A 17,204-nucleotide genomic window follows, 5' to 3' on the forward strand; every position below is an offset into this window, starting at 1 on the left:
GGCTGGTGCCTCCGACAGGAATCGAACCTGTATCTGCCCCTTAGGAGGGGGCCGTTCTATCCATTGAACTACGAAGACCAGCGAGCGGCGATTGTAAGGGCCGCGGTTTGCGCTACTTGGTCAGCTGCCGCATCGCCTCTTCCAGTCCCTTGAGGGTCAGCGGGTACATCTTGTTGTGCATCAGCTGCTGGATCACGCTGATGCTCTGGCGGTACTGCCACACGCCCTGCGGCTCGGGGTTGATCCAGGCGAACTTGGGGAAGGTGCTGGTCAGGCGCTGCAGCCATTCGGCGCCGGCCTCTTCGTTGTTGTATTCCACGCTGCCGCCTGGCTGCAGGATCTCGTAGGGGCTCATGGTCGCGTCGCCCACAAAGATCAGCTTGTAGTCCTTGTTGTACTTGCGCAGGATGTCCCAGGTATTGAACTTCTCGGCAAAGCGGCGGCGGTTGTTCTTCCACATGTAGTCGTACACGCAGTTGTGGAAGTAATAGAACTCCAGGTGTTTGAACTCGGTCTTGGCCGCGCTGAACAGCTCTTCCACGCGCGCAATGTGCTCATCCATCGTGCCGCCTACGTCCATCAGCAGCAGTACTTTCACATTGTTGTGGCGCTCGGGGCGCATCTTGATGTCGAGGTAACCCGCGTTGGCTGCGGTTTTGCTGATGGTTTCGTCCAGGTCCAGTTCGTCCTCATGGCCTTCGCGCGCAAACTTGCGCAGGCGGCGCAGTGCCACCTTGATGTTGCGCGTGCCCAGCTCCTGGGTGTCGTCGTAGTCCTTGTAGGCGCGCTGGTCCCACACCTTCACCGCGCTCTTGTTGCGGCCCTTGTCCTGCCCGATGCGCACGCCCTGCGGGTTGTAGCCATTGGCGCCAAACGGGCTGGTGCCGCCGGTGCCTATCCATTTGCTGCCGCCCTCGTGGCGTTCTTTCTGCTCTTCAAAACGCTTTTTCAGCGTCTCCATGAGCTCGTCCCAGCCCATCTTCTCGATCTTGGCCTTGTCTTCGGGGCTGAGGTTGAGTTCCAGGTTCTTGCGCAGCCATTCCAGTGGAATGTCCTTGGTGAAGTCCGCAATCATCTCCACGCCCTTGAAGTAGGCGGCAAAGGCGCGGTCGAACTTGTCGTAGTGCTTCTCGTCCTTCACCAGCGTGGTGCGGCTCAAGTAGTAGAAGTCGTCAATGGTGTAGCCGCTGGGCTCGGATGCATCGTCAGGCTGCGGCGTCATTGGCCCCACCACGCCTTTTTGCAAGGCTTCCAGCAGGGTCAGGTATTCCTTGACCGAGACCGGCAGCTTGGCAGAGCGCAGGGTGTAGAAAAAGTCCAGCAGCATGGCGGGCTCCTTGGCGCGTCAGGCGCGCGGCTTGTCCAGCAGGTACAGCAGCTGCGCCTTGGCCTCGGGCCATTCGCCGCTGCGCATGCTGTACATCACGGTGTCGCGGATGGTGCCGTCGCGGCGCAGCGCGTGGCCGCGGATCACGCCGTCTTTTTTGGCGCCCAGGCGCTCGATGGCGGCCTGGGATTTGAAGTTGAAGTTGTCGGTGCGCCAGCCCACCACGTGGCAGCCCAGGGTTTCAAACGCATGGGTCAGCAGTAGCAGCTTGCAGGTGGTGTTGACGTGGCTGCGCTGGCTGGCGTTGCCGTACCACGTCCAGCCAATTTCCACGCGCTTCACCGCGGGCACGATGTCGTGGTAGCTGGTGCAGCCCAGAACGCGGCCCGTGGCCTCGTCGGTCACGGCGAATGCAAAGCGGTTGCCGGCCTCGCGCATGGCCAGTGCGTCTTCGATGTATTTGCGGGTTTGCTCCGGCTCGGGCACCGAGGTGATGCGCAACTTCCAGAGCTCGCCATCGGCGGCGGCGGTGCGCAGGCCGGCCTCGTGTTCCAGTGCCAGCGGTACCAGCTGCACGCCGCGGGCGGACAGGGTGACGGGGTCTACAAATGCCATGGTTCAGTCTTCTTTCTTGGCCGCATTGCGGGCCACTTGCCAGCGGCGTGCCAGGTGCAGGCCACCGCCGCCACCCAGACCCGTGAGCAGAATGCCGCCAATGGCCGCATTGCCGTAGCCGGCGGCAAAAATGTCCAGGCCCAGCAGGCGGCCCACCCAGAATCCGACCAGGGCACCGCCCACGAATCCTACGGCGTCGGACAACCCTTCTGCCAACAGCTTGTTCATGGGGTGGGGCTCAGCGGTTGTTGCGCTGCATGAACATCAGCTTTTCAAACAGCGTGGTGTCTTGCTCGTTCTTCAGCAGCGCGCCCACCAGTGGGGGCACGGCCATCTTGTCGTCCTTGCTTTGCAGCGCTTCCAGCGGAATGTCTTCGGCCAGTAGCAGCTTGAGCCAGTCCAACAGCTCGCTGGTGGAGGGTTTTTTCTTCAGCCCCGGCAGGCTGCGCACCTCAAAGAAGGTCTTCATGGCCGCGGCCAGCAGTTCTTTTTTCAGGCCGGGGAAGTGCACTTCCACAATGCTTTGCATGGTGGTGGCATCGGGGAACTTGATGTAGTGGAAGAAGCAGCGGCGCAAAAACGCGTCGGGCAGCTCTTTTTCGTTGTTGGAGGTGATGAACACCAGTGGGCGGTGCTTGGCCTTGATGAGTTCACGCGTCTCGTAGCAGTAAAACTCCATGCGGTCGATTTCACGCAGCAGGTCATTGGGAAACTCGATGTCGGCCTTGTCGATCTCGTCAATCAGCAGCGCCACGGGCTTGTCCGCGGTAAACGCCTGCCAAAGAACGCCCTTGACGATGTAGTTGTGGATGTCCTTGACGCGTTCATCGCCCAGTTGGCTGTCGCGCAGACGACTGACCGCGTCGTACTCGTACAGGCCCTGCTGGGCCTTGGTGGTCGACTTGATGTGCCACTGCAGCAGGGGCATGTCCAGCGCCTGCGCCACTTCCTCGGCCAGCATGGTTTTGCCGGTGCCGGGCTCGCCTTTGACCAGCAGCGGGCGCTGCAGCGTGATGGCCGCGTTGACCGACAGCATCAGGTCCTGGGTAGCGACGTAGTTCTTGGTTCCGTGGAATTTCATGGCTTGGGCGGGCAGGGCAATGGGTGGTCGGACCAAACAATGCAGAAAGGCTGCAAAGGGCGCAGGTGGCGGTCGATATAATCGGCTAGCTGATTTATACCAATCACCGTCTTGATTGTCCCCGCAAAATGAACAAATTCCTCTTGTCCCTGTCCGCTGCGCTTGTCGCCTCTGTGACCGTTTTCGCTGCCCACGCCGAGGGCGTCCAAGGAGATATCAAGGCTGGCGAAAAGAAGAACGCCATGTGCATTGGCTGCCACGGCATTGTGGGTTACCAGGCCAGCTTCCCTGAAGTTCACAAGGTTCCCAAGATCTCGGGCCAAGGCGGCAAGTACATTGCCTCCGCGCTGAACGCGTACAAAAAAGGCGACCGCAAGCACCCCACCATGCGCGGTATTGCCGATTCGCTGTCTGACCAGGACATCGCCGACCTGGCTGCCTACTACGAAGCCAGTGGTGTTGTGCAGGGCGCCCCCGCCCTGGAAAAGGCCGCTGCTGGTAACGACAAAGTGAATGCTTTGTTGACCAAGGGCAACTGCGCTTCCTGCCACGGCGACTCGTTCAGCAAGCCTATCGACCCCACCTACCCCAAGATTGCTGGCCAGCACAGCGACTACCTCTATGTCGCGCTGAAGGCCTACAAGACAGAAGGTAACGCCAATATCGGCCGCGGCAACGCCATCATGGGCGGCGTCGCCAAACAGTTCTCCAACGCCGAGTTGAAAGAGCTGGCCAACTACATGGGCAGCCTGCCCAGCGAGCTGAAGACCGTGCCGCAAAGCCGCTTCCGCTGAGCCGATCTCTGGCACCCTCCGAAAAGCCGCTCTTGAGCGGCTTTTTTCATGCGCGTAACCCGGCTTGTAGGCGCGGGGCATCGCTCCTACACTGCACGGACCATGCACGACGACTTGCCCACTTTTTCCACCCAGGGCCTGGGCTCGCCCCTGTTTCCGCCGCATGGCCGGGTGCAGTGGCACATCGATGGCCAGTTGCTGCGCAGCGAGGTGGAGGGGCCCTTCAACAAGGAACTGGCTCAGTTGGTGGGGCCGATTCTGCACAAGGCGTTTTCCGAGCTCACGGCGCAGGGCCCGTGTGCCGAGCTAGTGGTGGTGCAGGGGAGCGCCATGGCGGGGCCTGAAGTGCTAGCAGCGCTGGCCCAGGGGCTGCGGCAACTGGTGCAGGCTGGCTTGGCGCCGCGGGGCACGGCCTTTGTCATTGCGCCCGAGGTCGAGGGCAGCCATGTGATGCCTGCGCTCCTGGCCCAAAGCTATGCCGATGCGGGCTGGCCAGCGTTTCAGGTGTTTGAGACGGTTGAGGTGGCCCACACTTGGCTGCAGGGCCTGTTGGCAGCGCCCTGAGGCCTTAGTCCTTGGTGGCGTGCCGCTGTACGCAGGCGATGTAGGCATCGCCGTCCGGCGGGCGACCGGCGCGCTGGCTTTCCCACAGCATGGTGCCCAGGCACTCCATGGCCTCGTGGTGCGCCTGGTGCAGCGAATTGCGCTTGTGCGTGAGCAGCTCCACCGCCTGGCGGATGCCGCGCGGCTGGTCGATGCTGCACTGCTCGCTGATCGACAGGTGCATGCTCAGGTGCAAAAACGGGTTGGTGCGCCCCTCGGTCGCTTCGTACATGGTGGTTAGCGCGGTGTCCACATCGGCAAAGTCAGCTGCGTACTCGGGGTGCTCGTCCATCCATTGGGCTGCTATGGTTTCAATAGCTTCCAGCGCAACGCCCGTGCGGGCTTTGGCATAGGTAGAGCAAAAGAATCGACGGACGTCTTCTTGAGAGGGACTGAACATGGGCCAAGGTTAGCACGGGCCTGCCACATCGGCGTCAGTTAGTGGGCGTGTCCTTGGGTACAGTGCGGGCACCTCTTGTTGCCGGACGATTGCCATGCCCCATGCTTTTATTTGTGACGCCATCCGCACCCCCATTGGCCGCTACGGCGGCGCCTTGAGCAGCGTGCGCGCCGACGACCTGGCGGCCGCGCCCCTGCAGGCGCTGATGGCGCGCCACCCCGGCGTGGATTGGATGCAACTGGACGAAGTGCTGCTGGGCTGCGCCAACCAGGCCGGCGAAGACAACCGCAACGTCGCGCGCATGGCGGCGTTGCTGGCGGGCCTGCCGCTGGATGTGCCCGGCGCCACGGTGAACCGCCTGTGTGGCTCGGGTCTGGATGCTATTGGCACTGCAGCCCGCGCCATTAAAGCGGGTGAAGCTAGCTTTTTGATAGCGGGTGGCGCGGAAAGCATGAGCCGCGCCCCGTTCGTTATGCCCAAGATGGACGTCGCATTTGGCCGCAGCAACGCCGTCTATGACACCACGATTGGCTGGCGCTTCATCAACCCGCAGATGCAGGCGCGGTACGGCACCGACTCGATGCCCGAAACGGCGGAGAACGTGGCCACCGAGCACGGTGTCACCCGCGAGGCACAAGACCGCTTTGCGCTGGCCAGCCAGCAAAAAGCGCTGGCCGCGCAGCAGGCCGGGTATTTCGACGCCGAAATCACGCCAGTCACCCTGAAAGCCAAAAAAGGCGAGGCTGTGGTGGTGCGCCAGGACGAACACCCGCGCGCCACCTCGCTGGAGGTGCTGGCCAAGCTCAAGCCCATCGTCCACCCTGGCGGCACAGTAACGGCCGGCAATGCCAGCGGCGTGAACGACGGCGCCTGCGCGCTGCTGCTGGCCAGCGAAGATGCGGCCGCACGCCATGGCCTGACACCCCGCGCCCGCGTGGTGGGCATGGCCACGGCCGGCGTAGCGCCGCGCGTCATGGGCGTAGGCCCGGCGCCCGCGGTGCAGAAGGTGCTGGCGCAAACCGGGCTCACGCTGGCGCAGATGGACGTGATCGAACTGAACGAAGCCTTTGCCGCCCAGGGCCTGGCGGTGCTGCGCCTGCTGGGGCTGGCTGACGACGATGCGCGCGTGAACCGCTGGGGCGGTGCCATCGCGCTGGGCCACCCGCTGGGCGCCAGCGGTGCGCGCCTGGCCACCACGGCGGTGAACCAGCTGCACACGCTGGGCGGGCGCTACGCCTTGTGCACCATGTGCATAGGAGTGGGGCAGGGCATCGCAGTGGTGCTGGAGCGTGCATGAACTTTCCGCTGATCTCCGATCCGTTTTTCTACGCTGTCACCATTCCCGCCGTGCTGCTGCTGGGCATCAGCAAAAGCGGCTTTGGCGCGGGCTTTGGCTCACTGGCCGTGCCCATGATGGCGCTGGCCGTGACCGTGCCCGAGGCAGCGGCCATCCTGATGCCGATTTTGTTCGTGATGGATGTGCTGGGCATGGCGGCGTTTCGCAAGGACTTTGACCTCACGTTGCTGAAGTTTCTGATTCCCTTCGGCATGCTGGGCATAGGCATTGGCGCGCTGCTGTTCAAGGTGCTGAATGCACACACGGTGGCGGCCATGGTGGGCGGCTTCACGCTGCTGTTTCTGGCGCAGCGCCTGCTGTTTCCGCCCAAGCCCGACAGCGCACCGCCACCGCGCTGGCTGGGTGCCATCCTCACCACCACCTCGGGCTTCACCAGCTTCATTGCCCATGCGGGTGGCCCGCCCATCAACGCCTATGTGATCCCGCTCAAGCTCAGCCCCGTCAAGTTCACCGCCACCATGGCGTTTTTCTTCTTTGTGGTGAACCTCAGCAAGTGGATTCCCTATGGCCTGCTGGGCCTGCTGGACATGCGCAACATGGCCACCAGCCTGGTGCTGCTGCCCATTGCTCCGGTGGGCGTGTGGATCGGTGTGCGCTTGGCGCGGCGCATCAGCCAGAAACTGTTTTATCGCTTTCTATATGCCGGCATGTTTTTGACCGGCGTGAAGTTGCTGTGGGACGGGCTGGTCTGAGTCCACCCGTGCGATGCCACTATTGGTCCCAGCGGTGCGGTGCGCGCTTGTCGCGTTCCGCACGCTCTTGCGCCATCTGCTCCTCCAGCTGCTGGCGGCCCTGCTTGATCCCGGCGATGAACTGGGAGCTGTCCTTGTAATGGGGGTGCAGTTTCTCGAACAGCTCCAGGTTGTGTTGGCGAAAGCGCATGGTGGTCTGGCGTGCGGCGTGGGGTTCCTGGCCCAGCAGCTCCAGCACGCTGCGCGCGCTGCGCAGGCTGGATTCGAACAGCTCGCGCTCCACCAGCATCACGCCGCGATCGCGCAGCTTGTTCCAGTGGATCACGTCGCGCGCACGCGCCACGATCTTCAGCTGCGGAAAGTGGGCCTGCGCCAGGTCCACGATCTCCAGCGACTGCTCCACATCGTCTACCGCCACCACCAGCACCATGGCGGTGGCAGCCCCCGCGGTGCGTAGCAAGTCCAGTCGGGTGGCGTCGCCGTAGTACACGCGGTAGCCGATGTTGCGTGCCACCTCAATCATCTCGGCGTCGTGGTCCAGCACGGTGGCGGGAATGCCCTCGGCCAGCATCACGCGCGCAATGATTTGCCCGTAGCGGCCGAAACCGGCAATCACGATGGGCGCCTCTTGCTGCTCGGAGATTTCCTCCAATTGCGGCACACCGCAGTGGGCGTACCGCGGCAGCACCAGCCGGTCCACCGCCACCAGGATCAGCGGGCTGAGCAGCATGGACACAGCAACCGCACCTATGAGCAGCGAAGCCGTTTGTGCCGGGAACACATTGGCCCCGGCCGCGGCCTGAAACACCACAAACGCAAACTCGCCCCCTTGCGCCAGCAGCAGCGTGAACACCGGCCGCTCCTGAAAGGGCAGCTCGATATGCCGGGACAGCGCGTAGATCACCACGGCTTTGATGGCCAGAAAGCCCACCACCACCAGTGCCATGAGGCCAGGAGATGCAAGCAGCACACCAAAGTCAATGCTCATGCCCACGGCGATAAAGAACAGGCCCAGCAGCAGCCCCTTGAAGGGCTCGATGTCGGTCTCCAGCTCGCGGCGGTACTCGCTCTCGGCCAGCAGCACGCCGGCCAGAAAGGCGCCCAACGCCATGGACAGGCCCACAAACTGCATCAGCCCCGCAATGCCCACCACCAGCAGCAGTGCCGTGGCGGTGAAGATCTCGGGCGTCTTGGAACGCGCAATCCAGCGGAACAGTGGACGCATCAGCAGCCGGCCACCCAGCACGATGCCGGCGATGACTACTACGATTTTGATAGCTGCTTGTGCATATTCCACGGGGGCTGAGGCCTCACTTCCTGTAGAAACCACGCCTAGCAAGGGCAGTAGCGCCAGAATGGGGATGGCCGCCACGTCCTGGAACAGCAGGATGGAAAACGCCGCCTGCCCGCTGCCGGTGGGTAACAGGTTGCGTTCGTCCATCACCTGCAGCGCAATGGCGGTGCTGGACAAGGCCAGGCCCAGTGCGGCCACCAGCGCCAGGCGCCAGCCCACGCCACAGGCCATGGCCACTACGGTGAGCAGCAGCGCACAGCCCAGCACCTGCATGCTGCCCCAGCCAAAGATGGAGCGGCGCAGGTTCCACAGCCGCCGCGGCTCCAGCTCCAGGCCGACCAGGAACAGCATCAGCACCACGCCAAACTCGGCAAAGTGCAGGATGTCTTCCACATTGGTCACCAGGCCCAGGCCCCAGGGGCCAATGGCAATGCCGGCGGCCAGGTAGCCGATGATGGAACCCAGGCCCACGGCCTTGGAGAGCGGCACGGCGATCACCGCCGCGCTCAGGTAGATAAAGCTGTTGATCAGCCAGGTCGGTGCGTGTTCCATCAGACTTTGGCCTCCACGGTGTCATGGGTGGGGCGGTCGCTGTCGGGCACCACGCAGGCGATGCAGCTTTCCATATCGTCCAACTCGGGCCACTGCGGGTAGCTGGCCAGGCGCTCGGCAAACATGGCCACGTGGGCATCCACTTCGGCCGTGCCCACGCTGTGCGCGCCGTGCAGCACCATGGGGGGCAAAAAGCGCATGCCGCAGAGTGCGGCGGTCTGTTCATAGGGCGGCATGAAGGCGTCGAAAAAATAGCGGTTGTAGCCCTGGGGGTGGTAGGAGTCTTCGGTCCCGCCCGTGGTGGCCACCAGCCACAGGTCCTTGCCCTGCAGCGCGTGGCCGCCACCATAGGCCCAGCCATGGGCCAGCACATCGTCCAGCCAGAGCTTGAGCAGCGCGGGCATGGAGTACCACTGCACCGGGTGCAGCAGCACAACCAGTTGGGCGTCCTGCAGTCGAGCCTGCTCGGTAGGCACTGCAATGTGGTAGTCCGGGTAATGTGCGTACAGGTCGCACACCGTGGCCGTGTCGGCGGCGTGCGCGGCCTGCAGCAGGCGCCGGTTGACCCGGGACTCACGCCAGTTGGGGTGGGCCGCGACCACGTAGATGGGGCGGGGTCGGGCAGGCGCATCTGTGGCGGGCGGTGCTTGGTGTTCGGTGTCCATCCCGATAACATAGCGCAGTTCCACCCTCCGAGGAGTCGTGTATGCCCGTGGTTGTTGTCGCCAATCCCAAAGGCGGGGTGGGCAAGTCCACCCTGTCCACCCAGATCGCGGGCTACTTTGCCTCCCAGGGGCATGCTGTCATGCTGGGGGATGCCGACCGGCAACAGTCCTCCCGGCTCTGGCTTACGCTGCGGCCCACGGCGGCCCGGCCCATTGCAAGCTGGGATGTGGGCGATGACCAGATGGCCAAGCCGCCCAAGGGCACCACCCACGTGGTGCTGGACACGCCCGCCGGCCTGCATGGCAAGCGCCTGAAAGAAGTGCTGAAGCTGGCCGACAAGGTGGTCGTGCCGCTGCAGCCCAGCGTATTCGACATCTTTGCCACGCGCGCATTCCTGGACGAACTGGCCGCCAGCACCCAAGCTGCCAAGACGCAAATCGGCATCGTGGGCATGCGCGTGGACGAGCGCACCCGTGCGGCAGACCAACTGCATACCTTTGTACAGAGTTTGGGCCTGCCGGTGCTGGGCTTTGTGCGCGACACGCAGAACTACATCCAACTGGCGGCCCGCGGGCTCACGGTATTTGACGTAGCCCCAGGTCGGGTGGAGCGCGACTTGGCACAGTGGCAGCCTATCTGCCAGTGGCTGGACGCAAAGTAACTACGGCACCGGTTTGTCACGCGGCGGACACGCCGGTGCGCCGCGGCTGGCTACAGTGGGCGGCATGAAAACCTTTGCCACCCTTGCCGAACTCTCCGCCCTGGTGGGCCAGCACGTGGCCACCAGCGAGTGGACCACCGTCACCCAGGAACACATCAACCTGTTTGCCCAGGCCACGGGCGACCACCAGTGGATCCACGTGGACGTGGAGCGCGCCAAGGCGGGTCCGTTTGGCGCACCCATCGCGCACGGGTTTTTGACGCTGTCGCTGATTCCCCATTTTTTTGAGAGCGCCCTGACCGTGACCGAAGCGCGCATGGGCGTGAACTACGGGCTCAACAAGGTGCGCTTCATTGCGCCGGTGCCCGTGAACAGCCGCTTGCGCGCGCACATGAAGCTGCTGGCCAGCGACCCCATCGACAACGGAGGCCGCCAGCAGACCTGGGAAGTGACCGTGGAGCGCGAAGGCGCGCCCAAACCGGTCTGCGTGGCCGAATCGCTGGCGCGCCAGTACCCCTAAACGTCGGGGGTGGCGAAGCCCTGCTGTCGCCAGGCCTCGAACACCGTTACGGCCACAGCATTTGACAGGTTCAGGCTGCGCTGCCCCGCCAGCATGGGCAGACGCAGGCTGCGTTCACCGTCGAATTGGGCGCGCACCGTGTCCGAGATTCCTTTGGTTTCTGAGCCAAACACCAGCCAGTCGCCAGGCTGAAACGCTACCGCATAGGGGCTGCGCGTGCCGCGGGTGGTCAGCGTGAACATGCGGTCCACGGCAGGCTGCTCCGTGTCCAGAAATGCCTGCCAGTTTGCATGGCGCTTGAGCGCCGCGTACTCGTGGTAGTCCAGGCCGGCCCGGCGCATGTGCTTGTCGTCCATGGAAAACCCCAGCGGCTCCACCAGATGCAGCGTGCAGCCCGTGTTGGCGGCCAGACGGATGACATTGCCCGTGTTGGGCGGGATCTCGGGTTCAACCAGAACAATATGAAACATGGCCGCTATTGTCGCGCGGGCATGGGCCTATTCCGTGCGCGCAAACACCAGCACCGTGATGTGCGCCACGCCGGCACCGCGCAACGCCGTGCTGGCCGCGTGCAGCGAGGCGCCGCTGGTCATCACATCGTCCACCAACACCACGCGGCGGTCCCGTAGCGCATGGACGCGCAGTGGCTCCACCGCAAACGCGCCCTGCACGCTGTGCAACCGCTCCTTGCGTGGCAGGCTGCTTTGGGGTGGTGTGTCTTTCACGCGCAGCAGCAGGTCGGTGCGCAGCTTGTGCGGGGCCAGGCGGCGCGCCAGCTCCAGCGACTGGTTGAAGCCCCGGCTCTGCAGCCGCTGGCGTGACAAGGGCAGGGGCAGCACGAGGTCGGCAGCGTCCAGCGCGGGCTCGACCCATGGCGCGCTGTGCAGCAGGGTGGCCAGCGTGCTGGCCCAGGCCGGATGCTGTTGGAATTTGAAATCCACCACCAGTCCGGACCAGGGGTAGGCGTAAGCCACCGCGGCCAAAGCGGCATCCCATGGCGGCGGGGAGCTGATGCAGGCGCCACAGCGCGGCATGCCCGCTGGCAGGGGCAGGGCACAGTGCCTACAGCGGTGCACGGGTTGGGCGAACTGCGTCACACAGTCCTCGCACACGGCCTGGGCGGGCCAAGCATGGCAGACAGCGCACCGGCTGGGCAGGCGCTGCGATACCCCCTGAAGCAGCTCGCGGAACATGCAGGCAATATACTCGCGACCGCCTTTTGTACCACCTCCATGAGCACCCAGCGCCCCCCTACCATCGACCCCGTTGCCGCCACGCGTTGGGCCCAGCGGCGCCCGGCACCGGGAGAGACGTCGCCCTGGTTGCATGAGGAAGTGGCACGCCGCATGGAAGACCGCTTGCAATGGATCGTGCAAAAACCCCGGCAATGGGTGCACTGGGGCCCGTTGCAAGGCGGCGTGCAAGCCCAGGCCTTGTTAAGCCAGCGCTATCCCGATTCCGAGTGTTTTGTGCTCGAAGCCCCCGCAGAACGTGCGCAGGCCGCTCATGATTTGATAGCAAAGCCCTGGTGGCAACCGGCCCGCTGGCGCGGCCCCAAGCTGCACTTTGCCGCGCCTGCGCAGCCGGTGCAGATGCTGTGGGCGAACATGGCCCTGCACACGGCCGCTGACCCCGAGGCCCTGATTGGCGAGTGGCACCGCTTGCTGGCGGTCGAGGGGTTTGCGATGTTTTCCTGTCTGGGGCCCGACACCCTGCGCGAGCTGCATGCGGTGTACACCCGCATGGGTTGGCCGGTGCCCGGCCATGAGTTCACCGACATGCACGATTGGGGCGACATGTTGGTCCATGCCGGTTTTGCCGAGCCGGTGATGGACATGGAGCGCATCACGCTGACCTACTCCACGCCCCAAAGCCTGCTGGCTGAGCTGCGAGGCCTGGGGCGCAATTTGCACCCGAAGCGTTTTGCCGGCCTGCGTTCGCGCGCCTGGCTCGGGCGTTTGCATGCGGCCCTGTCGCAAGGGTTGGCAACGTCTGCGGGCGATGGTCGCTTGCAGGTGACTTTCGAAATTGTCTATGGACACGCCTTCAAACCCCGGCCCCGGCTGAAAGTGCAAGCCGAGACCACGGTGTCGCTGGAACAGATGCGATCCGTTCTCAAGCACGGCCCAACAGGCGCCAAAACGGGCGCCTGAGCGACGAATCCGGGGCGCAGTTTTGCCTTTTGGGGGCAGATTCAGAAGCCGGCTCGACTACAATGCGTGGATTAGAGGTAAGGCATTTCCCCTGCAGTCTCGACTCGGCCAGTGAATGGCTGGGCCATTTCGGGCAAGACGCATGACGAATCTGGTTTTTCGCTTTGCGACGGTACAAGGGCGGCACGTTCAGTGGTTTCTCAGGCGTAACTGTTCAGTCACGCCCACCCAACTGGTCTGGCTGTATGTGTCACTGTGTGTGGTCTCTCTGGGCATCGGAATCTTCTTCTGGTCCCAGGGCGCAACGCTGGTGATGCCCTTTGCATCACTCGAACTGATGGCAGTGGGGTTGGCGTTTGTGGTGTATGCCCGGCATGCCACCGACGGCGAGCGCATCTCCTTGCAGGAGGGGCAGCTGGTGGTTGAGTTGGAGAGTGCGGGCAAACTCGAACGGGCCGAATTTCAGAGGGATTGGGTGAGGGTGGAGCCGCGTGCGGGCGACGGGTCGTTGATCGAGTTGTCTGGGCGGGGGCGAACCATCCGGGTAGGGCGTTTTATCCGGCCAGAGCTGCGACCGCTGCTGGCCCGTGAAATCCGGCTTGCATTGCGTGCCGCCTGAAGGGCGTGCCCGCGCTGCGCATTTGGTATTTTTGGGGCTTAGAAAAGTGAACACGATGAAGAGCATATTGAACAAATTGGCTTCACTGCTGCTGGCAGCAGGTGCATGGGCTGGCACTGCAGCATTCACCCTGGCGCATGCCGTCAACGACCTGCCCGGCGGGCCGGCTGTGAACCAGTTGAACCTGGCCCCTGCGGTCACCAACATCGCCCGCGAGCAGCAATGGCTGCACTGGTTCATGCTCATCGTGTGCTCGGTCATCTTCGTGGCCGTGTTCTCGGTGATGTTCTATTCCATCTGGAAGCACCGCAAATCCCAGGGCTATAAAGCCGCCACTTTCCACGAGTCGGTCACCGTTGAAGTGATCTGGACCATTGTTCCCTTCGTCATCGTGATCCTGATGGCGCTGCCCGCCACCAAGGTGGTGGTGGCCATGAAAGACACCACCAACGCCGACCTGACCATCAAGGCCACCGGCATGCAGTGGAAATGGGGCTATGACTACCTCAAGGGCGAAGGCGAAGGCATCGGCTTTGTATCCACCTTGGACAGCGACCAGCGCGCCATGTCCGACGCCGGCGGCCCCAAGAAGGGCGAGTCGGTCGATAACTATCTGCTGAAGGTTGATTTCCCGCTGGTGGTTCCTGTGGACAAAAAGGTCCGCATCATCACCACCGCCAACGACGTGATCCATGCCTTTATGGTGCCCGCTTTCGGTATCAAGCAGGATGCCATTCCCGGCTTTGTGCGTGACACCTGGTTCCGTGCTGAAAAAGTGGGCGACTACTACGGCCAGTGCGCCGAGCTGTGCGGTAAGGAGCACGCCTACATGCCCATCCACGTGAAGGTGTTGTCTGCAGAAGACTACTCGGCGTGGGTAGCTGTGGAGCAAAAGAAAATGGCTGCCAAGGCCGATGACCCCACCAAGGTCTGGACACTGGACGACATCACCAAGCGTGGCGAAAAAGTGTACGCACAGAATTGCGCCGCTTGCCACCAGGCCAACGGCAAGGGCGCTGGCCCGGTCAAGCCCCTGGACGGTGCTGCTGTGGTGCTCGACGCTGACAAGAACAAACAAATCGCGGTTCTGCTGAATGGCCAGAACAACGGTGCCATGCCTTCCTGGAAGGCCTTGAGCGACACCGACATCGCGGCGGTTATCAGCTACACCAAGAACAACTGGTCTAACAAGACGGGTCAACTGGTGCAGCCAGCCGACGTGTTGGCATTGCGCAAGTAATGTTCCCCAGACTGAACGAAGAGAATTGAGAAGGACAGCAGAATGAGCGCCGTACTAGACCACCACGATCACGCCCATGACGACCACCACCATGCCCCTACGGGCTGGCAGCGCTGGGTGTTTGCGACCAACCACAAGGACATCGGTACCCTGTACCTGCTGTTCAGCTTCACGATGCTGATCATCGGCGGCATTCTGGCCTTGCTGATCCGGGCTGAGCTGTTCCAGCCCGGCTTGCAACTGGTGAACCCTGAGTTGTTCAATTCGCTGACCACGATGCACGGTCTGATCATGGTGTTCGGCGCGATCATGCCGGGCTTCGTGGGCTTTGCTAACTGGATGATCCCGTTGCAAATTGGTGCGTCCGATATGGCGTTTGCCCGTATGAATAACTTCAGCTTCTGGCTGATGATTCCTGCGGCGCTGATGCTGGTGAGCTCGTTCTTCATGCCTGGTGGAGCACCCGCTGCCGGCTGGACGTTGTACGCGCCGCTGACCCTGCAAATGGGCCCCTCCATGGATGCTGGTATTTTTGCCATGCACATCCTGGGTGCCTCGTCCATCATGGGCTCGATCAACATCATCGTGACCATCCTGAACATGCGCGCGCCTGGCATGACGCTGATGAAGATGCCCATGTTCGCGTGGACCTGGCTGATCACCGCTTACCTGCTGATTGCTGTGATGCCCGTGCTGGCTGGCGCGATCACCATGACGCTGACGGACCGCCACTTTGGCACTAGCTTCTTCAACCCCGCAGGTGGTGGTGACCCCGTCATGTACCAGCACATCTTCTGGTTCTTTGGCCACCCCGAGGTGTACATCATGATCTTGCCGGCCTTCGGCATCATCAGCCAAATCGTGCCCGCCTTTGCCCGCAAGAAGCTGTTTGGCTACGCCTCCATGGTGTACGCCACGTCCTCCATCGCGATCCTGTCCTTTATCGTGTGGGCCCACCACATGTTCACCACCGGCATGCCCGTGACCGGACAGCTGTTCTTCATGTACGCCACGATGCTGATCGCCGTGCCGACCGCCGTGAAGATCTTCAACTGGATCGCCACCATGTGGCAAGGCTCCATGACGTTTGAAACCCCCATGCTGTTTGCGGTGGGCTTCATCTTCGTGTTCACAATGGGCGGCTTCACCGGCCTGATCCTGGCGATGGCCCCCATCGATATCCAGCTGCAGGACACCTATTACGTGGTGGCCCACTTCCACTACGTTCTGGTGGCAGGTTCGCTGTATGCCATGTTTGCCGGCTTCTACTACTGGTCGCCCAAGTGGACTGGCGTGATGTACAACGAAACCCGCGGCAAGATCCACTTCTGGTGGTCGTTGATCGCGTTCAACGTGACCTTCTTCCCCATGCACTTCCTGGGTCTGGCCGGTATGCCCCGTCGCTACGCCGACTACCCCATGCAGTTCGCTGACTTCAACGCCGTGGCTTCGGTAGGCGCCTTCGCCTTCGGCCTGGCACAGGTGTACTTCTTCCTGTTCGTGGTGTTGCCCATCATGTTGGGCAAGGGTGAAAAAGCCCCACAAAAACCTTGGGAAGCGGCTGAAGGCCTGGAGTGGGAAGTGCCTTCGCCTGCACCGTTCCACACCTTCGAGAACCCGCCCAAGCTGGACGCAACCGCCACCAAGGTGATTGGCTGATGTCTACGCCGGAGCAAAAGAAAGCCAATGTGCGCCTGGGCCTGATTCTGGCCTCGGTGGCAGCGGTGTTCTTCATTGGTTTCATGGCCAAGATGGTGTTCCTCGGAAAGTAATACATGGGCTTGAAGCGCGAAAACTCACGGATGGTGGGCAAGCTGGCGGTGGTCACCGTTGGCATGTTTGCCTTCGGCTACGCGCTGGTGCCGATATACAAAAGCATTTGCGAGATGACCGGGATCAACATCCTGGCCTTGGGCGAGCAGGTGGTGTCCGGGCAAAAAGCCAATGTGGTGAACACCCAGGTGGACACTTCGCGCACCATCACCGTGGAGTTCGATGCGAACTCCCGGGGCCCCTGGGATTTCAAGCCCGCACAGCGTTCGGTACAGGTGCATCCTGGTGAAATCACCACCGTGATGTACGAGTTCCAAAATATTCAGAACCGCCGCATGTCGGCGCAGGCCATCCCCAGCTATGCGCCGCTGCAAGCGTCTGCGCATTTCAACAAGCTGGAGTGCTTCTGCTTCAACCAGTACACGCTGGATCCGGGTGAGAAGAAGGCATGGCCTGTGGTGTTTGTGATTGACCCGAAGTTGTCCAAGGACGTGAGCACCATCACGCTGTCTTACACCTTTTTTGAGGTGGGTGGCAAAACGCCTGCGGCTCCGGTGGCCAGCGTGAAAATGCCGACCGCGGAAAGTGCAGGTTCGTGATGGAGCCCAAGGTGCCCCCTAAGGCCTCTTTCCTCCACAGTGTGAAGCTGGTGGCGTGGTCGTTTTTGGGCATACGCAGCAACAAGGGCTACCGGGATGACCTGGCCAAGGTCAATCCCATGCATGTGGTGGTGGTGGGCATCGTGGGTGCGTTGCTGCTGGTGGTTCTATTGATTACTTTGGCGAAATGGGCCGTGGCCTCCTGAGTGAGCCCCCGCCCGATTTCAGAGATTTGGATTAGAGAAGGAATGGAGCAAA

22 protein-coding genes and 1 tRNA gene are annotated in these 17,204 nt (G+C 62.6%); 13 read left to right on the top strand and 10 right to left on the bottom strand.

Translation table 11 applies throughout. From position 1 onward, the window contains the following. Positions 1-3 precede the first annotated feature (3 nt). The 5 genes from AC07OE_RS12105 to AC07OE_RS12125 form a co-directional block, all read right to left on the bottom strand. Positions 4-78, bottom strand: a tRNA-Arg gene (locus AC07OE_RS12105). A 34-nt stretch (positions 79-112) separates the two neighbouring features. After that, positions 113-1,327, bottom strand: coding sequence for a vWA domain-containing protein (locus AC07OE_RS12110; protein ID WP_495070809.1), 1,215 nt, complete (start codon positions 1,325-1,327; stop codon positions 113-115). Positions 1,328-1,345: 18 nt separating this feature from the next. Continuing rightward, positions 1,346-1,942 carry a GNAT family N-acetyltransferase gene (locus AC07OE_RS12115; RefSeq protein WP_495070810.1) on the bottom strand — a complete coding sequence of 199 codons (597 nt, stop codon included), beginning with the start codon at positions 1,940-1,942 and terminating at the stop codon, positions 1,346-1,348. 3 nt (positions 1,943-1,945) lie between these two features. Beyond that, on the bottom strand, positions 1,946-2,170 hold the full coding sequence (locus AC07OE_RS12120; protein ID WP_495070811.1) for a hypothetical protein: 225 nt from the start codon (positions 2,168-2,170) through the stop codon (positions 1,946-1,948). Between the two features lie 10 nt (positions 2,171-2,180). Next, positions 2,181-3,023: an AAA family ATPase gene (locus AC07OE_RS12125; protein ID WP_495070812.1), complete on the bottom strand. Its 843-nt coding sequence runs from the start codon at positions 3,021-3,023 to the stop codon at positions 2,181-2,183. Between the two features lie 128 nt (positions 3,024-3,151). On the opposite strand from AC07OE_RS12125, the gene AC07OE_RS12130 reads away from it, so the two are divergent. Both AC07OE_RS12130 and AC07OE_RS12135 read left to right on the top strand, forming a co-directional pair. Next, positions 3,152-3,817 (top strand): c-type cytochrome, encoded by a 666-nt coding sequence (locus AC07OE_RS12130; protein WP_495070813.1) that lies wholly within the window; start codon positions 3,152-3,154, stop codon positions 3,815-3,817. Between the two features lie 102 nt (positions 3,818-3,919). Next, complete coding sequence (locus AC07OE_RS12135; RefSeq protein WP_495070814.1) at positions 3,920-4,381, top strand: hypothetical protein; 462 nt, start codon at positions 3,920-3,922, stop codon at positions 4,379-4,381. A 4-nt stretch (positions 4,382-4,385) separates the two neighbouring features. Here AC07OE_RS12135 and AC07OE_RS12140 read toward each other — a convergent pair whose 3' ends face one another. Then, positions 4,386-4,820 (bottom strand): DUF1841 family protein, encoded by a 435-nt coding sequence (locus tag AC07OE_RS12140; RefSeq protein ID WP_495070815.1) that lies wholly within the window; start codon positions 4,818-4,820, stop codon positions 4,386-4,388. 94 nt (positions 4,821-4,914) lie between these two features. Between AC07OE_RS12140 and pcaF the strand changes: the two genes are divergently transcribed. Together pcaF and AC07OE_RS12150 are read left to right on the top strand one after the other, a co-directional pair. Further along, positions 4,915-6,117 carry a 3-oxoadipyl-CoA thiolase gene (gene pcaF, locus AC07OE_RS12145; RefSeq protein ID WP_495070816.1) on the top strand — a complete coding sequence of 401 codons (1,203 nt, stop codon included), beginning with the start codon at positions 4,915-4,917 and terminating at the stop codon, positions 6,115-6,117. Next, on the top strand, positions 6,114-6,869 hold the full coding sequence (locus AC07OE_RS12150; RefSeq protein WP_495070817.1) for a sulfite exporter TauE/SafE family protein: 756 nt from the start codon (positions 6,114-6,116) through the stop codon (positions 6,867-6,869). Before pcaF ends, AC07OE_RS12150 begins: the two co-directional genes overlap by 4 nt. A gap of 19 nt (positions 6,870-6,888) precedes the next feature. On the opposite strand, the gene kefC is transcribed toward AC07OE_RS12150, so the two are convergent. Next, positions 6,889-8,715, bottom strand: a complete 1,827-nt coding sequence (gene kefC / locus AC07OE_RS12155) for a glutathione-regulated potassium-efflux system protein KefC (protein WP_495070818.1) — start codon at positions 8,713-8,715, stop codon at positions 6,889-6,891. Then, positions 8,715-9,380, bottom strand: coding sequence for a glutathione-regulated potassium-efflux system oxidoreductase KefF (gene kefF, locus AC07OE_RS12160; RefSeq protein ID WP_495070819.1), 666 nt, complete (start codon positions 9,378-9,380; stop codon positions 8,715-8,717). The genes kefC and kefF overlap by 1 nt, the downstream gene beginning before the upstream one ends. Before the next feature lie 41 nt (positions 9,381-9,421). On the opposite strand from kefF, the gene AC07OE_RS12165 reads away from it, so the two are divergent. Together AC07OE_RS12165 and AC07OE_RS12170 are read left to right on the top strand one after the other, a co-directional pair. After that, a complete protein-coding gene (locus AC07OE_RS12165) occupies positions 9,422-10,042 on the top strand; it encodes a nucleotide-binding protein (RefSeq protein WP_495070820.1) in 621 nt (206 codons plus the stop codon). Positions 10,043-10,106: 64 nt separating this feature from the next. Then, the gene (locus AC07OE_RS12170) at positions 10,107-10,562 is read left to right on the top strand and encodes a MaoC family dehydratase (protein ID WP_495070821.1); all 456 of its coding nucleotides are present in this window, start codon (positions 10,107-10,109) and stop codon (positions 10,560-10,562) included. Here AC07OE_RS12170 and trmL read toward each other — a convergent pair. Continuing rightward, the gene (gene trmL, locus AC07OE_RS12175; RefSeq protein WP_495070822.1) at positions 10,559-11,032 is read right to left on the bottom strand and encodes a tRNA (uridine(34)/cytosine(34)/5-carboxymethylaminomethyluridine(34)-2'-O)-methyltransferase TrmL; all 474 of its coding nucleotides are present in this window, start codon (positions 11,030-11,032) and stop codon (positions 10,559-10,561) included. The two genes, AC07OE_RS12170 and trmL, sit on opposite strands and share 4 nt — an antisense overlap. A gap of 27 nt (positions 11,033-11,059) precedes the next feature. Beyond that, positions 11,060-11,755, bottom strand: coding sequence for a ComF family protein (locus AC07OE_RS12180; protein ID WP_495070823.1), 696 nt, complete (start codon positions 11,753-11,755; stop codon positions 11,060-11,062). Positions 11,756-11,794: 39 nt separating this feature from the next. Here AC07OE_RS12180 and AC07OE_RS12185 point away from each other — a divergent pair, with 39 nt between their 5' ends. From AC07OE_RS12185 to AC07OE_RS12215, 7 genes are all read left to right on the top strand, one after another. Then, a complete protein-coding gene (locus tag AC07OE_RS12185; RefSeq protein WP_495070824.1) occupies positions 11,795-12,715 on the top strand; it encodes a class I SAM-dependent methyltransferase in 921 nt (306 codons plus the stop codon). Positions 12,716-12,857: 142 nt separating this feature from the next. Continuing rightward, positions 12,858-13,334, top strand: a complete 477-nt coding sequence (locus tag AC07OE_RS12190; protein WP_495070825.1) for a DUF2244 domain-containing protein — start codon at positions 12,858-12,860, stop codon at positions 13,332-13,334. A gap of 55 nt (positions 13,335-13,389) precedes the next feature. Beyond that, positions 13,390-14,574 (top strand): cytochrome c oxidase subunit II, encoded by a 1,185-nt coding sequence (gene coxB, locus AC07OE_RS12195; RefSeq protein ID WP_495070826.1) that lies wholly within the window; start codon positions 13,390-13,392, stop codon positions 14,572-14,574. 42 nt (positions 14,575-14,616) lie between these two features. Continuing rightward, complete coding sequence (gene ctaD, locus AC07OE_RS12200; protein ID WP_495070827.1) at positions 14,617-16,233, top strand: cytochrome c oxidase subunit I; 1,617 nt, start codon at positions 14,617-14,619, stop codon at positions 16,231-16,233. After that, positions 16,233-16,346 (top strand): cytochrome oxidase small assembly protein, encoded by a 114-nt coding sequence (locus AC07OE_RS12205; protein ID WP_495070828.1) that lies wholly within the window; start codon positions 16,233-16,235, stop codon positions 16,344-16,346. Before ctaD ends, AC07OE_RS12205 begins: the two co-directional genes overlap by 1 nt. A gap of 3 nt (positions 16,347-16,349) precedes the next feature. Further along, entirely contained in the window at positions 16,350-16,946 is a 597-nt protein-coding gene (locus AC07OE_RS12210; RefSeq protein WP_495070829.1) for a cytochrome c oxidase assembly protein, read from the top strand. An 11-nt stretch (positions 16,947-16,957) separates the two neighbouring features. Then, positions 16,958-17,152, top strand: coding sequence for a DUF2970 domain-containing protein (locus AC07OE_RS12215; RefSeq protein ID WP_495070830.1), 195 nt, complete (start codon positions 16,958-16,960; stop codon positions 17,150-17,152). The last annotated feature ends 52 nt before the right edge of the window (positions 17,153-17,204 follow it).

The sequence above is a fragment of the Rhodoferax sp. GW821-FHT09E07 genome (genome assembly GCF_059416145.1).

What these genes read in the sequence shown, in the direction of transcription:
- ctaD (WP_495070827.1), top strand. Translation starts at nt 14,617, where the DNA reads ATGAGCGCCGTACTAGACCACCACGATCACGCCCATGACGACCACCAC.
- AC07OE_RS12185 (WP_495070824.1), top strand. Translation starts at nt 11,795, where the DNA reads ATGAGCACCCAGCGCCCCCCTACCATCGACCCCGTTGCCGCCACGCGT.
- AC07OE_RS12180 (WP_495070823.1), bottom strand. Translation starts at nt 11,755, where the DNA reads ATGTTCCGCGAGCTGCTTCAGGGGGTATCGCAGCGCCTGCCCAGCCGG.
- AC07OE_RS12190 (WP_495070825.1), top strand. Translation starts at nt 12,858, where the DNA reads ATGACGAATCTGGTTTTTCGCTTTGCGACGGTACAAGGGCGGCACGTT.
- AC07OE_RS12210 (WP_495070829.1), top strand. Translation starts at nt 16,350, where the DNA reads ATGGGCTTGAAGCGCGAAAACTCACGGATGGTGGGCAAGCTGGCGGTG.
- AC07OE_RS12115 (WP_495070810.1), bottom strand. Translation starts at nt 1,942, where the DNA reads ATGGCATTTGTAGACCCCGTCACCCTGTCCGCCCGCGGCGTGCAGCTG.
- AC07OE_RS12150 (WP_495070817.1), top strand. Translation starts at nt 6,114, where the DNA reads ATGAACTTTCCGCTGATCTCCGATCCGTTTTTCTACGCTGTCACCATT.
- AC07OE_RS12140 (WP_495070815.1), bottom strand. Translation starts at nt 4,820, where the DNA reads ATGTTCAGTCCCTCTCAAGAAGACGTCCGTCGATTCTTTTGCTCTACC.
- trmL (WP_495070822.1), bottom strand. Translation starts at nt 11,032, where the DNA reads ATGTTTCATATTGTTCTGGTTGAACCCGAGATCCCGCCCAACACGGGC.
- AC07OE_RS12125 (WP_495070812.1), bottom strand. Translation starts at nt 3,023, where the DNA reads ATGAAATTCCACGGAACCAAGAACTACGTCGCTACCCAGGACCTGATG.
- pcaF (WP_495070816.1), top strand. Translation starts at nt 4,915, where the DNA reads ATGCCCCATGCTTTTATTTGTGACGCCATCCGCACCCCCATTGGCCGC.
- AC07OE_RS12120 (WP_495070811.1), bottom strand. Translation starts at nt 2,170, where the DNA reads ATGAACAAGCTGTTGGCAGAAGGGTTGTCCGACGCCGTAGGATTCGTG.
- coxB (WP_495070826.1), top strand. Translation starts at nt 13,390, where the DNA reads ATGAAGAGCATATTGAACAAATTGGCTTCACTGCTGCTGGCAGCAGGT.
- kefC (WP_495070818.1), bottom strand. Translation starts at nt 8,715, where the DNA reads ATGGAACACGCACCGACCTGGCTGATCAACAGCTTTATCTACCTGAGC.
- AC07OE_RS12165 (WP_495070820.1), top strand. Translation starts at nt 9,422, where the DNA reads ATGCCCGTGGTTGTTGTCGCCAATCCCAAAGGCGGGGTGGGCAAGTCC.
- AC07OE_RS12130 (WP_495070813.1), top strand. Translation starts at nt 3,152, where the DNA reads ATGAACAAATTCCTCTTGTCCCTGTCCGCTGCGCTTGTCGCCTCTGTG.
- AC07OE_RS12110 (WP_495070809.1), bottom strand. Translation starts at nt 1,327, where the DNA reads ATGCTGCTGGACTTTTTCTACACCCTGCGCTCTGCCAAGCTGCCGGTC.
- kefF (WP_495070819.1), bottom strand. Translation starts at nt 9,380, where the DNA reads ATGGACACCGAACACCAAGCACCGCCCGCCACAGATGCGCCTGCCCGA.
- AC07OE_RS12205 (WP_495070828.1), top strand. Translation starts at nt 16,233, where the DNA reads ATGTCTACGCCGGAGCAAAAGAAAGCCAATGTGCGCCTGGGCCTGATT.
- AC07OE_RS12170 (WP_495070821.1), top strand. Translation starts at nt 10,107, where the DNA reads ATGAAAACCTTTGCCACCCTTGCCGAACTCTCCGCCCTGGTGGGCCAG.
- AC07OE_RS12135 (WP_495070814.1), top strand. Translation starts at nt 3,920, where the DNA reads ATGCACGACGACTTGCCCACTTTTTCCACCCAGGGCCTGGGCTCGCCC.